The 15,436-nt window shown below is 56.8% G+C and carries 11 protein-coding genes; 7 read left to right on the top strand and 4 right to left on the bottom strand.

The window, feature by feature from the left end; translation table 11 throughout:
* Nucleotides 1-6 precede the first annotated feature (6 nt).
* From ACIPG5_RS14990 to ACIPG5_RS14975, 4 genes are all read left to right on the top strand, one after another.
* Nucleotides 7-1,017: a polysaccharide biosynthesis protein gene (locus ACIPG5_RS14990; protein WP_176514207.1), complete on the top strand. Its 1,011-nt coding sequence runs from the start codon at nucleotides 7-9 to the stop codon at nucleotides 1,015-1,017.
* The gene (gene wecB, locus ACIPG5_RS14985; RefSeq protein WP_176514205.1) at nucleotides 1,010-2,134 is read left to right on the top strand and encodes a non-hydrolyzing UDP-N-acetylglucosamine 2-epimerase; all 1,125 of its coding nucleotides are present in this window, start codon (nucleotides 1,010-1,012) and stop codon (nucleotides 2,132-2,134) included. The genes ACIPG5_RS14990 and wecB overlap by 8 nt, the downstream gene beginning before the upstream one ends.
* Nucleotides 2,135-2,339: 205 nt before the next feature.
* A complete protein-coding gene (locus tag ACIPG5_RS14980) occupies nucleotides 2,340-3,266 on the top strand; it encodes an NAD-dependent epimerase/dehydratase family protein (RefSeq protein ID WP_401376021.1) in 927 nt (308 codons plus the stop codon).
* The gene (locus ACIPG5_RS14975) at nucleotides 3,263-4,390 is read left to right on the top strand and encodes a glycosyltransferase (RefSeq protein WP_401376018.1); all 1,128 of its coding nucleotides are present in this window, start codon (nucleotides 3,263-3,265) and stop codon (nucleotides 4,388-4,390) included. Before ACIPG5_RS14980 ends, ACIPG5_RS14975 begins: the two co-directional genes overlap by 4 nt.
* Nucleotides 4,391-4,441: 51 nt before the next feature.
* Here ACIPG5_RS14975 and ACIPG5_RS14970 read toward each other — a convergent pair whose 3' ends face one another.
* The 4 genes from ACIPG5_RS14970 to ACIPG5_RS14955 form a co-directional block, all read right to left on the bottom strand.
* Nucleotides 4,442-5,803 (bottom strand): hypothetical protein, encoded by a 1,362-nt coding sequence (locus ACIPG5_RS14970; protein WP_176514199.1) that lies wholly within the window; start codon nucleotides 5,801-5,803, stop codon nucleotides 4,442-4,444.
* A gap of 176 nt (nucleotides 5,804-5,979) precedes the next feature.
* The gene (locus tag ACIPG5_RS14965; RefSeq protein WP_176514197.1) at nucleotides 5,980-7,596 is read right to left on the bottom strand and encodes a hypothetical protein; all 1,617 of its coding nucleotides are present in this window, start codon (nucleotides 7,594-7,596) and stop codon (nucleotides 5,980-5,982) included.
* A gap of 71 nt (nucleotides 7,597-7,667) precedes the next feature.
* A complete protein-coding gene (locus ACIPG5_RS14960) occupies nucleotides 7,668-8,576 on the bottom strand; it encodes a glycosyltransferase (protein WP_176514195.1) in 909 nt (302 codons plus the stop codon).
* Complete coding sequence (locus tag ACIPG5_RS14955; RefSeq protein ID WP_176514193.1) at nucleotides 8,566-9,924, bottom strand: lipopolysaccharide biosynthesis protein; 1,359 nt, start codon at nucleotides 9,922-9,924, stop codon at nucleotides 8,566-8,568. The genes ACIPG5_RS14960 and ACIPG5_RS14955 overlap by 11 nt, the downstream gene beginning before the upstream one ends.
* Nucleotides 9,925-10,383: 459 nt before the next feature.
* Between ACIPG5_RS14955 and ACIPG5_RS14950 the strand changes: the two genes are divergently transcribed.
* The 3 genes from ACIPG5_RS14950 to ACIPG5_RS14940 all read left to right on the top strand — a co-directional run bounded on the left by ACIPG5_RS14950 (nucleotide 10,384) and on the right by ACIPG5_RS14940 (nucleotide 15,201).
* Nucleotides 10,384-12,372, top strand: coding sequence for a nucleoside-diphosphate sugar epimerase/dehydratase (locus tag ACIPG5_RS14950; RefSeq protein ID WP_176514190.1), 1,989 nt, complete (start codon nucleotides 10,384-10,386; stop codon nucleotides 12,370-12,372).
* A 258-nt stretch (nucleotides 12,373-12,630) separates the two neighbouring features.
* Entirely contained in the window at nucleotides 12,631-13,695 is a 1,065-nt protein-coding gene (locus ACIPG5_RS14945) for an LPS O-antigen chain length determinant protein WzzB (protein WP_401376014.1), read from the top strand.
* A 156-nt stretch (nucleotides 13,696-13,851) separates the two neighbouring features.
* Entirely contained in the window at nucleotides 13,852-15,201 is a 1,350-nt protein-coding gene (locus ACIPG5_RS14940) for a Wzz/FepE/Etk N-terminal domain-containing protein (RefSeq protein ID WP_401376011.1), read from the top strand.
* Nucleotides 15,202-15,436: the final 235 nt, after the last annotated feature.

Here is a 15,436-nt window from a genome sequence, read left to right as displayed (position 1 = left end):
GGACCCGTGTTCGACAACAAGATTCTGATGATTACCGGTGGCACTGGCTCATTCGGTAATACCGTGCTCAAACGTTTCCTCAACACGAACGTGAAAGAAATTCGCGTTTTCAGCCGCGACGAGAAGAAACAGGAAGACATGCGCATTGCCTTGTCCAACGACAAGGTCAAGTTTTACATCGGTGATGTGCGTGATTACCAAAGCGTGGCCGAGGCGATGATTGGCGTCGACTACATTTTTCATGCGGCTGCACTGAAGCAGGTACCGTCCTGCGAGTTCTACCCGATGGAAGCTGTCAAGACCAACGTCATCGGTACCGAAAATGTGCTCAACGCAGCGATTGCCAGCGGCGTGCAACGGGTTGTGGTGTTGAGTACCGACAAGGCCGTCTACCCGATCAATGCCATGGGTATTTCCAAGGCCATGGCTGAAAAGCTGATGGTTGCAAAGTCGCGCATGATCCCCGCCCGCGGTCCGGTCATCTGCGCTACCCGCTACGGCAACGTGATGGCCTCGCGCGGCTCGGTGATTCCGTTGTTCGTGGAGCAGTTGAAGTCGGGTAGTGAGTTGACCGTTACCGATCCGAACATGACGCGTTTCCTCATGTCTCTGGAAGATTCCGTGGATCTGGTTCTGCATGCCTTCGAGCATGCCGAACAGGGCGATATCTTTGTACAGAAGGCGCCAGCGTCCACTGTTGAAGCGCTTGCCGAAGCGCTGAAGCAGCTGTTCGGGCGTGACAACACGGTCAAGGTTATCGGTACTCGCCATGGTGAAAAGCTATACGAGTCGCTGATCTCCCGCGAGGAGATGGCCAAGGCTGACGACATGGGCCGTTACTACAGGATTCCAGCAGACAATCGTGACCTTAACTACAAGAAGTATTTCGTTGAGGGCGAGCAACATATATCCGATCTGGATGACTATACCTCCCACAATACCGAGCGCCTCGATATCGATGGCATCAAGGCGCTGCTGCTGAAACTCGACTACATTCAGGAAGAACTCAATGCTTAAGGTCATGACGCTGGTCGGTACTCGTCCCGAACTGATCAAGATGAGCCGTGTCATCGCCGAGCTGGATGAGCAGACTCATCACGTACTGGTGCACTCTGGTCAAAACTACGACTTCGAACTCAATCAGGTTTTCTTCGACGACCTGGGCATTCGCAAACCTGACCACTTCCTGGGGGCGGTCGGTGCAACTGCTGCGGGCACGATTGCCGAAGTGATCGCCAAGTCCGATGAGATTTTCGAGCTGGAAAAACCAGATGCTTTGCTGCTTTACGGCGACACCAACACGTGCTTGGCAGTGATTGCAGCCAAGCGTCGCAAGATACCGGTGTTCCACATGGAGGCCGGTAATCGCTGTTTTGATCAGCGTGTACCCGAGGAGCTCAATCGCAAGGTGCTTGATCATCTTAGCGATATAAACATGGTGCTCACGGAACATGCACGGCGTTACTTGTTGGCCGAGGGGATCCGCCCTGAGACCATCATCAAGACCGGCTCGCATATGGACGAAGTGCTCAACTACTATCGTCCGCGTATCGATGCGTCGACGGTACTGGAGCGGGAAGGTCTTGTTGAAGGACAGTACTTCGTCGTCAGCACGCACCGTGAAGAAAACGTCGATACACCACAAAATCTGCGAGATCTGCTGGCGTCGTTGCGCGCCTTGGCAGACGCCTATGGCCACCCGATCGTGGTGTCCACTCACCCGCGTACGCGCAAGCGTCTCGAGGACCTGGGTGAATCGATTGATCATCCGCTGATCCGCTTCGTCAAGCCATTCGGCTTGCTCGATTACATCAAGCTGCAGATGGGCGCACGTTGCGTGCTCTCCGACAGCGGTACCATCACCGAGGAGGCATCACTGCTGAACCTCCCTGCGGTCACTATCCGCAACGCCCATGAGCGTCCAGAGGGCATGGATGAAGGCACGTTGATCATGTGCGGCCTGACCCCTCAGCGTGTGCTGGATGCTGTGCGCGTGGTGGTCAGCCAGCATGATCGCAATCGACGCGTGATCCCGGTAGTCGACGATTACTTGGGCGGCCCGGTTTCCAAGCAAGTGGTGCGTATCGTTTACAGCTACACCGACTACATCAACCGGACTGTCTGGTCCAAGTAGCGTCTCCAAGCCAAGGCTGCCCGCAGGGTTTACGGCGGCGGCCTGGGTTGAAGTACGTGCGGGTGAATTGCGCAGGCAGCTTGCTTGCGCATGCCGATCTGTCTGTGCCATTACCTGTCGATAACCCACGTGGTGACGTTGAACTGCGCAGGGTTGCCATGTTCGCGGTTTTGCCCAGGCCACCGGAATGGAGAACTCACGGCACATGAAAAAGCTGGTGGTAATTGGAGGAAGCGGATTTGTCGGGCGCCACTTGCTTGCCTGTAAAGGCAGCCTTGCGGGCGTTGAGATGATTTACGCAGTTCACCGCAGTGAGCCGGACTGGCTGATTGCATCTTCGGTCCAGGTGGAGCGTTTCGACGTCAATGAAACCCACTCCTTGGAATCGATTTTGTCCCCGGGTTGTACCGTCATCAATTTACTCAGGCCCGATGGCAGTGGCTGGTTCGATGGGGCGATTGCCAATATTCTCGACGCCTGCAAGGGCGCAAGGATCAAGCGTTACGTGCACGTCTCGAGCATTGATGTATTCGGCTCGGCACCGGATGCAGTCGTTGATGCTTCTACGCCTATTGATCCGCGCACGCCCTATGAACGGGAACACGCAGCCGCTGAAGCCCGGGTTCGCAATGTACCGGCGCAATGCTTTGAGGCGCTGGTGTTGCGGTTAGGCGCGGTTTTTGGAGTTGGGGGGCTGAACATCACGTCGTTCGTCGATGAGGTTGCTCACGCTCCGCTCTGGAAGCTTGCGTTGCGCAGGTTGCTTTACGGGCAAAGAAGGATGCACCTGGTCAGTGTCGAGCGGGTGGTGCAAACCTTGCTGTTCGTATCGCAGGTTCCCCTTATTCGTCAGGGCGAAGTGGTGTTGGTTACCGATGATGCGTGCACTGACAACAACTTCGGTTTTTTACAGGATGCATTGCTGCAGGCGTTTGCTCGGCCATCGCTAGGCCGCTTGCCGCATTTGCCGCCCGCAGCGCTGGCGGTGCTGCTACGTATGCGCAAGATCAGCAATGCCAACCCCATGCGTCGCTTTCGTGAAACTCGGCTGGCCGAATGGGGCCAGCCTGAGGCAGCAGATTTCAACCTGCAGCTACAGCGTTATGTGGCCGTGCTGAGGGCATCTGCATGAGAGTCTTGCTGGTCAATATCTCGCTTGACGCAAAGTTGGGTGGCGGTACTGCCGAGCGCACGCGACATCTGGCTGTGCACATGGCAAAAGCAGGGAGCGCCTGCGAAGTTTGGGCCATGTCTGGCAACTCGTGGCAGCAAGAGTTCCAGGCGCAAGGCGTGATGTATTACATCACAGGTTGCATCGGCCGCAGGTTTCCGCTGCCGTTGTTGAACCCCGTGCGAGCTTGGCGTTCGATACGTAAGGCTGACGTGATACACATCATGGGCTATTGGAACCTGCTGAGCGTCGCCATGGGGTTCATGGCGCTGGCTTGCAGACGGCCTTTCATCCTGTGTCCGGCTGGTGAGTTCAGTTCGATCGGTTCGCCGCAGCGGATCAAGAAGGCTTTCCATTTTTGCCTGGGGCGGTGGCTGATAAAGGCCGCCTCAGGTTTCATCGCCATCACTGCCTTGGAGCGTGAGTTGATCGCCAAGGTGGCAAGTGTTGATGAAGCCGACATTCCCGTTGTGTGCAATGCAGTCGTGGAGCCTGAACAGTCATCGGTGGTGAGCATCCCAGTTCCGGATGAGCCGTTCATTCTGTTCATGGGCAGGCTGGCACCCGTCAAAGGGCCTGATCTACTGATTCAGGCATATATCGATACACCAGCAGCCCACCGTTACCCGCTGGTCATGGCTGGGCCGGACTTTGGCATGCAGCAGGAGCTCAAGGCTCTGGTCGACGCGGCTGGGCTAGAGCGTCAGATTTTCTTCATCGGTTTTCTTGATGAGGCGCAGAGGACGGCTGCTTACCGAAAGGCGATGATGCTGGTCATTCCGTCCCGGTCTGAGGCGATGTCGTTGGTGGCACTTGAGGCCGGTGTAGTTGGGTTGCCTGTACTGCTCACCGATACGTGCGGGTTCGACCAGGTCGCAGCGGTACAGGGTGGCATGGTCGTACCGGCCAGTGCCGAAGGTATCGCTTCAGGCTTGCAGAGCATGCTGGCTCAGCCTGATGAACTGCCCCGGCGTGGTGAACGTCTCAAAGCGTATGTACTGCACAACTACACCTGGACTGCCACGGTACAAATGATGCTGCAGCAATTCGCCCGCTTGCTGCGCACAGGCTCGATGATGAAGTGAAGTGTAAGGTTGGTATCGGCCCGCTGCTCGGGCCGATACACGTTACCTGCGTCAGCTTGCTACATGTACCGCAGCAGGTTCGGACCTGCGCCTTCCCGCCAAGGTGGCACTGCAAATGAACATCGTCAGTGCATAGGGCATCCAGACGACAGGCCGTTGATAGATGCTCAGGGCAAACAACGCGAAGAAGAGCAGAACCCATAACTTGCGCTTGGCGTTGCGGATGATGGCGAAGGTCAGGCTGATCATGCTCACGGCGAACAAGAACGTGCCGATCAGGCCGTAGTCGGTCAACAAGCGCGTGACAACTTGAGACACGCCACCATAGACAACGCTGGAGTCGGCACCCAAACCAAAAAGCAGGCCTTTGATGTCTGCGTTGCGATAGCGTTCGAGCAGCTTGTCCATTTCCGGCAGGGAGCGGTTATTGATGTACTGAACCTGGCGCAGGTGCTGCTCATCTTTGCGCGCAGAGGCAAGTTCGGGGGAAGTGACAGGGGCGCTGCTGACCGTGCGCTCATCTGCAATCGCAGGAGATTCCTGTTTCTGCTTGGCGGGTACTTCGACATGCACCTCGCTGATAGGTGGCGCAGCGCTGGGTTTGATGATGCCTAGAATCAGAAGCCCGAACAGGCCCAGCAGTGCCAGCGGTAGTAACGTCAGGAGCGACCTGGAATACAGCAAGCGAAACGCAAAGCCGATGAATGCCATGATGATGAACGCCAGGGAGCAGGAGAGCAGGCCCCCGAGGAATATCACCAGGCATGGCAGAGGTTTGAGGCGAAACCGATTGCCCGCCAGGAGAAAGGCCGCGATCGTGCCAACCATGCCAGGCTCGTCATACACAGCGCAGAGCCGATATAGCTCACCCCCCCAAGGCATCGAGAGGTTATTGCCCGAGAGCAGCAGAGCTCCGGGCGCATGTAGGTACGCCCCGCCTTGTGCAGCCATTTCCGGGTTGAGCAGTGGCATCGGTTCCATGTGCGGTGCAACGCCAAGGATGGCCGCTATGGAAACAAGGATGCCGGGCACCAGGCTGGCCGCGAATATCCATCCAAACCACTGCAGAACCTTGGCTCGACGCTCGTCCGAGAAGACTGAAAGGGCCAGAATCGTTGGCATGACGAAATACCACCGTGTGGTACTTCCATCGACTTTGGGTAGCATGCTGATGTACAGCACGAACAGGCAGATCAAGATGAAACCGGGCAGCTCGCTTCGGCGTGGGCGATCACCCTGCATCAGGGCAAGGATTGCCAGGCAGCCTGATAGTACGCCGGCAACTACCATATGGCGCAATGAGTGCCAGAGAAAATAGGGGTTTAGCGTTATCCAGGCACACAATGCGAACAGCGGCGAGAGGGCCGTATCGAGCGGAGCGCTTAAACGATGATGGCTGAGAGCGATTTTCATTGTGTGTGGATCTGCCTGATCACGCCGAGCACGTTTTGCCAGATAGCGATACGTGCGGCTGGCTTGGAAAATTGAGTAATTCGTCTATGACAGCCGGCTGATGCTAACGTGCACTATTATTTTGACCTGATCGCTAATACGTGATGCAAGTAACACAAGTGGAACTGCTATCACCCCTATGGGTTACAGGCTTTTCCCGCTATTGCCACACTTGGGGCCCGTATGTTGAGGGTAAGGCGTGCAAGGTAAAGCCCTGCGATGAAACCGAGCAACTCCAACAGGAAGAAGAACTGAACCCGCGGGAAGTTCATCTGCACCACGAGGTAGGCGAGGGCCACGCCAACGGCCGCCTGTGTAAAGATATTGCCTACCAGTTTCTTGGTCAGGCATTCTGCCAGCATTCCTGCCAGGAACAGCAATGCAAGGCCTGCTATCAGCACGGTGTAGTTTGCGCTGTATAACAAGATTGCAATGGGGCCGGGAATGGTCATGAACGTAAAGTTTTCGTAGGTAGCATACTGAGCATCGGACATCCGCTGGTAGATTGCTTGAGTACCGCTCTCCGGCCGTTCACCCAGGCTACTGACAAATAACGGCCACCCAGTATGTTCATGGCTGGTTACCGCCATCACGCCCTCGACACCTACCCATCTGTCTACTATCAGCTTGCTCAGCTCCATGAGCATGGCCTTCCAGCGTGCTGTCGTTACCTCTGCCGCCTGCGGTGCGGCGCTTTGCTGCTCCTGTGCTGTTACCGTAGCCATGCGCAGCACGGGAAGGCCCGGCGCGAGCCAGGCTGTGGTTGCGAGATTTACGTCTCTCGTAGCGGCCACCCATAGGTCAAGATGCGCCGCTTGGTTCAAAGGAGGGGCAAGCAATACATTCTGGGCGATGCTTGCACTGTTGACCGGCCGTGCCTGGGCAAACGAATGAAGCCGATCGGCGGACACCAGCAGTATGGATGCGACGAACAGCAGTGCCGTCACCAGCAGTATGCGCAGCCACTGAAGAGGGCGCAGGGTGCTCACCAGTTCGCGGCCATGGGTAAGGTAGACCACAAATGGAGCGGCCACGTGGAGGATCATCTGTGCCCGGCTGCCCATGGACACGGCCGTGACCGCGCCTTCCAGGATGAGGATGTAGAAAAGGCTTTCCAAGCCAAGCTTGCGCGCCCTGACCATCCAGTAGCCAACCGACGCAAGGAGGATCAGGTTGCCCCAGGCAATCATGAATGACGCCAGCACATAGAGATAGCTGTTCAGTCTCAGACCGGGTTCGGTGCCCACCTTCAAAATGGCGTATTTGAAATTGAAGGCAAGGGCCGCGCAGGTAACCACAATGCAGAGCCACATGGCCGGGCGCAGCAGCGGTGAGTCTATATTGATAGCGCGCTCATGGTTCGCCCCAGGCAACGTTCGGGACGCAATGTACTGGCAGGTCAGGAGCGTGGCGAAGGCTATGTTCAATGCGGCCAGGCAGGTGTCCCAGGCACTCGGCGAGTCGTCAAAGGCGCCAATCGGTTCAATGAATTGGGTGCCGAGAATAAAGTGCAGGACCAGTTTGGCCCAGCAACCCAGTATCAAGAACGCCAGTAGGAAAAAGGAAAAAAAGCTGCTGCGATTGGTCAGTACGGTTCGCACAAGCAGTGTGGTCAGTACGCCGTTGAGAAGCAGCGGGCCGAGCGCGCCAGGGTAATTGACTGCAGCGGCAAGCGTTGCCACCACGACCACGACAATTGCAATGAACTGCACGGGGCGGCTGCCTAACAGGTGCGAGTGCATGTGTTGATTCATGGAAGTGCTCCGGATACCGCATGAACCCAAAGGGTGCGTTCGCGTGTTCGAGGTAGCTGAATACTGCTGTTTCAAGCCTTGGATTTGGGCCGGACAATGGCCAACACATAGCTGACCATTTTGCGTGACAGCAGTGACGACGGATGAAGCAGTGCGGCTTTCCCCATGCGTGCCCAAAACAGCGAGTAGCGCCCCGAGAAGCCGTGCATGAAGCCGGATAACATCAGTGCGTTGGCTACAGCCTTGCGCTTCCAGGCAAGGATGGAGGGCGAGAGGTTGTGAGCCTCGTAAAAGCTACTTATCACACGTACCGGTTCATCAGAGCGCTCGGCGCTGCACGGGTTATAAGTGGTCGAACCGGAGTGGATGCGAAAATCTGCGAGCGCGCTGGCGACGCGTATGAATGGCCCGTGCTGGCAAAGTCGCAGAAAAAATTCCATGTCCGGGATATTGCGCAATGTTGTGTTCCAGCCGCCCACCTGCTCCCAAACTTTTCGACGAAACAGCGCGCCAGGCCCTGGCAGACATTGAAAATTGGCTATCAGCAGGCGCTCTTCATAGTCGGGCGCCTGAACGGTGCGGACCAGCGTCGAATGTTCATCGATCACACAGAAATCTGGATAGGCCAGTACGGCTTCGGGGTGCTGCTGCATCGCCGCGACAATGGTTTCGACGGCCTCAGGGTGAAGCCGATCGTCGGCACTCAGATAACCCAGCAACTGCCCGCTGCTCTGTTGCCATCCGAAGTTCATCGCCGCGCTCTGGCCCGCGTTGGTCTGGCGATAGCGTGTGAAGTGGCCCGTATGCTGTGCAAGCAGTTGCGGTGTTTCATCGGTAGAGCCGTCGTCGACGACGATCAGTTCGATATCGTCATAGGTCTGCTGCAGGACACTGTCGATAGCATCAAGCACATAACGCCCGGTATTGTAGGTAGGGATAATGATCGAAACCTTGGGCTTTGCGCTGCTGCTAACGTCCATGAGAGACCTTTTTACGGTAATAGAAGCGCACGAACCGGCGCAGAGAGATGTAATCCGCGGTAGTGCTCAAATTGAATATCCGCTTGACGCAACGAATTTGCGCCACTGACTGGCATGCGCCACCGAGGCTGTATACCACGGCCAAACCGATGATTCCATACAGCCACATCGCCACCAGGCCAGCGGCTATCATGCAGATTCCACTCACAACCGAAATTCGCATGGCGACGTGCTGCTTCTGCAGCATCATCAGTACGAACCCCGCAGTGCCTGCATACGTCTGTGTGAGTTGCGATACCCCGAGTATGGCGAATATGTAGTAGGCCTGGGCATACTCGCTGGACCACACATGCGATAGCACAAACTTGCCGCTGACCATGAACAAGAGATACCCGGCGAGGCCAAGGATCGTTGCTGCCCCGGCGCCAACCCCCAGGACTCGTTGCAGGTAGCGTTTCTTGCCGCGAACCCAGATTCTTCCGATCGATGGCGCCACCACGGTATTGATCACCGCCAGTGGTATGAGCACGAGTGCCGCCAGGCGCGATGCCAAGCCATATATGGCCAGGCCTGCGGTGTCTCCAAACCATGCGATGATCCACAAGTCCGCTTGTGACATGACAAAGAGCACCACGGTGGTGGTGACGTTGGGACGTGTATCGTGCAGGAGCGTGCGGTAGCTGGTTGGCGTGATGGGGCTGTTGCCAGACTGTGCGCGGTACCAGCGCCTCAGGCTGTAGGCGCCCAGCAAAGTGGTGCAGCCAGCGCCGGCGAGCCCCGCAAGCAGGAGAATGTCCAGATCGAGATGAAATTCGCCGCGCCAGGCAAGGATGACAGTTGCCGCGCTGGCGAGGCTTGCGCCGGTGATCAGGAAGCTGGCCTGGACAAAATGCCCAAGGGCGCGGTGCTGTTCCGAAAGGATCGTGGTCATGGCAGCGAGCAGCATGCTGATCGATACCAGAGGCGCCAAGTGCTGCAGCAACTGCAGCAATTCGGCGCCCTCATAGCGTGAGAGCACACGCATGAAGACGTTGAAGCCGATAGCTAGAGTGACTGTGGACACCAGGGCAATGAGCAGGGTGCGCCGTATGACCTGCTTGACCTTGCCGCTGTCACGTTGGCCCTGAGCAATGGAAATGCAGGCAGGCGCGGTGATGCTCAAACCGAGTTGGCCTAGCGTGGCAAGGGCGGCGATGATGGATTGAGCGAGGAAGAACAGGCCGACTGACGTCTGCGGCATGGTCATCGGAATGATGATGCCTGTCAGGGCGCCTGAACCTAGTAACAGGAAACGTCCGAATACTGCAGCGATGCTCGCAGCCACAGGTGATGACAGCGCGTTGTTCACTTTCCCTATCGACATGACGCTTGTTGCTACCTGATTGAATTGGCGGATTCTGTTTGGTTTTGCTGATCGTGTCCACGATCGATTGAGGGTGATGGCTATGAGCCATCATTAGGCCGGAGGCGTCTCCGTTTTTTTGCCTGTACTGACGTTGTGGCTTGAAGTGCTTCGGCCTTTCTGCCTTTATAGTGGCCCGCTGGGGCTTATTGATTGTTCGCTCAGCATCGATACCTGTAGAAAAATCCAACGGTAACAGGTAATTGTCCAGCTACGCCCATTGTTATCGCCTGTACACACCCGAACAATAAAAGGTTGACGTTAATGAGATCTATTAGCTTTTGCGCTTTCTCTCATCAATGAGAGGAGGTGATGTGCTGCAGTGGTAAGTGGAAAATCGCACTAAAGTGACAAGGGTCGTGTGATTCAGAGCATTCAGGAACGGGTTCCGAGGGAGGATGGAAGGTGCGCGCAAAATTACTGGGGCTACCTCGTCGGCACAAGCGTTTGCTGCAGGTGGTGGCCGATACCGTATTGATCTGGGCGGCCTTGTGGTTGGCATTTGTCGTACGGCTCGGCATCGATGATCTGGCCAATCCGATTATCGATCACACGTGGTTATTCATCTGCGCGCCTGTGGTGGCTATTCCGCTATTCATTCGATTCGGCTTGTATCGGGCGGTGATGCGCTATTTCGGCAACGATGCATTGATTGCCATTATCAAGGCCGTCACTTTGTCGGCGCTGATCCTCGGTTTCGTCATCTATTGGGCCAGCAATCATCAGAACGTGGTGCCGCGCTCGATCACGTTCAACTACTGGTGGCTTAGCCTCATCATGATCGGTGGCCTGCGCCTGGCCATGCGTCAATACTTTCTGGGCGACTGGTTCGCCGCTGCTGCCAAGCATGTGCCTTTCGCAAGTCGCGACAACGGCCTACCCAAGGTGGCCATCTATGGTGCGGGTGCTGCGGGCAATCAACTGGCCACGGCCCTGCGGATGGACAGGGCGATGCGCCCGGTGGCATTCATTGACGATGACCATAGCATCAGTGATCGGGTGATTTCCGGCCTGCAGGTCTATCAGCCGGAACGGTTGCAGCAGATGATCGACGCTACCGGGGCTGAGGAGATTCTCTTGGCCATCCCCTCGGCCAGTCGCACCCGGCGTCGTGAAATCCTCAATTTTCTCGAAGGTTTTCCGCTGCATGTGCGCAGTATCCCCGGCTTCATGGACCTGGCGAGCGGCAGGGTAAAGGTCGATGATATTCAGGAGGTCGATATTGCCGATCTGCTGGGTCGCGATGCCGTGCCGGCACAGCATGATCTGCTGGAGCATTGCATCGTCGAGCAGACGGTCTTGGTGACGGGGGCGGGTGGGTCGATCGGCTCGGAATTGTGCCGGCAGATTCTTGGGCAGGCACCTCGCACGCTGCTGCTGTTCGAGCACAGCGAGTTCAATCTGTACAGCATACTTTCCGAGCTTGAGCAGCGTATTGCCCGGGAGTCGCTGGCGACGCAGCTCATTCCAATATTGGGATCGGTGCGCAATCAACGGCAGTTGCTCGACATCATGAAGGCCTGGCACGTCGATACCGTGTATCACGCAGCGGCTTACAAGCATGTGCCGATGGTTGAGCACAACATCGCCGAAGGCGTACTGAACAATGTCATTGGCACACTGCACACTGCCCAGGCGGCAGTGCAGGCAGGGGTCTCGAACTTCGTGTTGATCTCCACCGACAAGGCCGTACGCCCGACAAACGTGATGGGGAGTACCAAGCGGCTGGCGGAAATGACCTTGCAGGCGCTCAGCCGTGAAGTTGCACCTGTGCTGTTCGGTGATGGGGGCAATGTTTCGCAGGTGAACAAGACACGCTTCACCATGGTGCGCTTCGGTAATGTGCTGGGTTCATCCGGTTCGGTAATCCCGCTGTTCCACAAGCAGATCAAGGCGGGCGGGCCCCTCACTGTTACCCATCCGAAGATCACGCGATATTTCATGACGATTCCCGAAGCGGCTCAGTTGGTCATCCAGGCGGGCTCCATGGGGCAGGGCGGCGACGTGTTCGTGCTGGATATGGGAGGGCCGGTCAGGATCGTCGAGCTGGCGGAAAAGATGATTCACCTTTCCGGTTTTAGTATTCGATCCGAGCGTAACCCGTCGGGCGATATCGCCATCGAGTTCACCGGGTTGCGGCCTGGCGAAAAGCTGTATGAGGAGTTGCTCATTGGCGACAATGTCCTGGCCACGCGGCACCCGATGATCATGAGTGCCAGTGAGGATTTCCTGCCCTGGGATGTGCTCAAGGAGCGTTTGGCTGAATTGCTGGCAGCTGTGGCTGGCGAAGACTTCGCCCGGGTGCGTCAGATTTTGCGTGAGACAGTTAGCGGGTATTCACCAGATGGTGAGATCGTCGACTGGATCTATCAGCAGCGGCGCCTTGACCCGTGATCTCGGGCGTGGGCACGCAAGGCGGATACCCCTGCTAACAAGCGTGGTCCTCGAAGTTGCCGTGGCCCTGTATATGGGGCGCTTGAACGCCCCGTCGCCAATTGACGGGGAACTTCTCTGCACTGATCTCCTCTACTACCCACCTGGCGCAACCTATGCCCGTACGCGGCCTGTGGGTTGCCAGGGCTTGCAGGCGGCGCTCGGTTCCCCCGATGTTGCTGCGCGGTAAAGCGTCCAGAGTAAGGAAAATCGGAACACATGCAGAGTGATCAAGCACGCCTGGTCGAGAGTGATGAAATCGATCTGTTCGAGCTGGTGGAAGGTATTTGGCGGCAAAAGCTGTTGGTCTTCCTCATTGCAGCGTTGGTAACGGCAGGGGCCTGTGCCTACGTTCTGCTGGCAACTCCGGTCTATGAGGCCAAGGTATTCGTGCAACCACCTTCGCAGAACGATATTGCTCAGCTGAAGTATGGCCGGGGAGGGGGGAGTGGTTTGAGTTCGTTCTCGGTCAAGGATGTCTACGGTGTCTATCTTCGCCATCTGCAGTCAGAGTCCTTGCGTCGAGAGTTTTTCCGCACGTATTACCTGCCGAGCCTGTCCGAAAAGAAACGTCATGACTCGCAGGATGCGCTGTACAACAAGTTCAAGGAAACACTGACGGTCGGGCCGGCCAGCAAGCAAGCGCCCGATCGCTTTGTGGTGATAGCCAATAACCCCGACTCCCAAAGCGCTGCGCAATGGGTCGTCCGTTATCTGGAAATGGCAGGTGAACGGGCAAAGCGTGAAGTGATCAAGGATGCTCGGGCCGATGCCCTTGTCAGGGCGGATAATCTGGAGCAGCAGATCACTGCCGCCCGAGAGAGCGCACGCAAGCAGCGTGAGGATGAACTGGTTCAGCTCAACGAGGCATTGAAAGTCGCCGAGTCGGTGGGGCTTGAGAAGCCGCCGATCATTTCCAATAGCCTCTCCAGCGAAGTATCCGCTGGTATGGACGGATCATTGGTCTATATGCGTGGTGCCAAGGCGCTGGAGGCAGAAATTGAAAACCTGCGCGCACGTCAGTCGGATGACCCGTTCATCAACGATTTGCGTCAGCGCCAGGAGTCCATCAGTTTCTATCGCTCGTTGCGTGTCGACCCTGAAGTCATCGCTGTATATCGCCAGGATGGGGCGATCGAGTCTCCTGACCGGCCCGTGCGTCCCAACAGGGTTCTGGTAGTCACCATGTCTGTGTTGTTGGGTGTCGTGCTGGGCGGGATTGTTGCCGTCATGCGTGACATTCGAGCAGGTCGGTGGCGACGGGGGCGTGTCATGGCGACGTGACTGACACCTGACTGTCACGTTTCGATGGTCAGTAAATGCTAGAAATGGCATAATGCCGGCTTCCATCCATTCGGGCCAAGGAGGGTTCCGCCTGTCTATTGCCGGCGTTGTCTTGCCTTATCCCGTGGGGAGACTCACTCACTGGCAGGCTTAAGCGTGACTAGCATTTCTTCGATTCCCTCCGTTTCAGTTCGTGACGAAGTTGACCTTCTTGCACTCTTGCAGGTGATCTGGCGTAAAAAGGCCCAGATCGCCACCGTTGCCGTGGCTTCGGGGTTGGTGGCTGCGGCTTACGCATTCCTCGTCACGCCAGAATATGAAGTCAGCACGCTGTTGCGCACAGCCGCCATCAATGATCTGGATGCGTTGAACCGCACCAAGATCTACAAGCTGCCGCCGGAGCAAGCGCTCAACCGGCTGGGAGCTTCGCTCGACAGCTACGATACGCGGCTGGGGTATTTCCGCACCAACGAGGAGCTGCAGGCAGCCTACCTCGAATCAGGTCGGACCCAGGAACAGGCATTTGAGGATTTCAACCGCAATGCGCTGAAAGTCGTACAGCCTGACCCGAAGAAGACCAATTTGCTGGCGAAGTTCATCGGTGTGGACATGCGCTATCCTGCCGGTGTCGACGGCAAGGCTGTACTCAACGGCTTGGTGCAGTATGCGGTACAGCGGGAGCGCGAGCAGATCTCCCAGGATCTCAAGGTCATTATCGACAACCGGGTCAAGGAACTGGATGGTCAGTTGGCCGTTGTTCGGGTCGATTATGAAGCCAACAAACAGAGCCGAATTGCCGTGCTGCGCGAAGACGATGTGCTCAAGCGTGCCCAACTCAATGATGAGCTGCGCGCCCTCAGGGTTCAGCTGAAGCAGCGTCGTGATGATCGGATTGCGTTGTTGAACGAAGCGATATCGATTGCCCGCACGCTGGGTCTGAAAAAGCCGAGTACGCCATCCTCCATGGGAATGAGCGAGGCTGACAGTGGTGCGAACGTGATTCGTACCGAAATCAACAACCAGCAGATCCCCCTCTACTTCATGGGTACCGATGCGCTTGAGGCGGAAAAGCAGGCGCTGCGCAATCGTTCGTCTGATGACTTCGTTTCTCCGCGCGTTTCGGAAATCCGCAAGGAGCTGCTGATGCTGGAGCAGAACCGGAAGATTCAAGCCCTTGAACAGCGCAAGAACGACGAACTGTTCCTCAAGAATATCGAGGGCTTGCGCGCGGAGCGTGCCCGCTTGCTGAGCATCGACACTGACATGAGTGATCTGCGCCTGGTGGTCGTCGACAGAGCTGCGGTTGAACCGCTTCGCGCGGTGTTCCCCAAGAAGTCGCTGGTCATTGCCATGGGGCTGGCGATCGGCGTGCTGATCGGCGTGGTCTTCGTGCTCATTCGCCATACCATGCGCATGCGTACGCGCGAGAACGAGGCATTGCGCGGGGAAATTTTGCCCGTGGCGCAAATCTTGCCAGCAGAAGCGCTGCCTTCCGCCAAAGCTTAAATAGGGCGCCTGGAGCCGGTATTACCCGTTAATGCCGGCTGCCGTTAAATCCTGCTGCAATCTGATGCATCAATGGCCTGCCTATTAGTAAACGAGCTTCCGCTTGCGCAGTGGCGGGTGGATTAACCACTGGAGTTGCAACTCTCCAATTACACATCGTTACAAATTCGATGTGATGGGAGTTGTTGTCGGACGTGACCTGGCTTGCCTGGCTACCGTCCTGCTTGGATTCGTA

The organism is Pseudomonas sp. NPDC087029 (genome assembly GCF_044745345.1).
Taxonomy (GTDB): Bacteria; Pseudomonadota; Gammaproteobacteria; order Pseudomonadales; family Pseudomonadaceae; genus Aquipseudomonas; species Aquipseudomonas faucium.
The sequence above is the reverse complement of the archived record's forward strand: the minus strand, read 5'-3'. Positions and strand labels throughout refer to the sequence as shown.

What these genes read in the sequence shown, in the direction of transcription:
- wecB (WP_176514205.1), top strand. Translation starts at nt 1,010, where the DNA reads ATGCTTAAGGTCATGACGCTGGTCGGTACTCGTCCCGAACTGATCAAG.
- ACIPG5_RS14980 (WP_401376021.1), top strand. Translation starts at nt 2,340, where the DNA reads ATGAAAAAGCTGGTGGTAATTGGAGGAAGCGGATTTGTCGGGCGCCAC.
- ACIPG5_RS14975 (WP_401376018.1), top strand. Translation starts at nt 3,263, where the DNA reads ATGAGAGTCTTGCTGGTCAATATCTCGCTTGACGCAAAGTTGGGTGGC.
- ACIPG5_RS14970 (WP_176514199.1), bottom strand. Translation starts at nt 5,803, where the DNA reads ATGAAAATCGCTCTCAGCCATCATCGTTTAAGCGCTCCGCTCGATACG.
- ACIPG5_RS14965 (WP_176514197.1), bottom strand. Translation starts at nt 7,596, where the DNA reads ATGAATCAACACATGCACTCGCACCTGTTAGGCAGCCGCCCCGTGCAG.
- ACIPG5_RS14960 (WP_176514195.1), bottom strand. Translation starts at nt 8,576, where the DNA reads ATGGACGTTAGCAGCAGCGCAAAGCCCAAGGTTTCGATCATTATCCCT.
- ACIPG5_RS14945 (WP_401376014.1), top strand. Translation starts at nt 12,631, where the DNA reads ATGCAGAGTGATCAAGCACGCCTGGTCGAGAGTGATGAAATCGATCTG.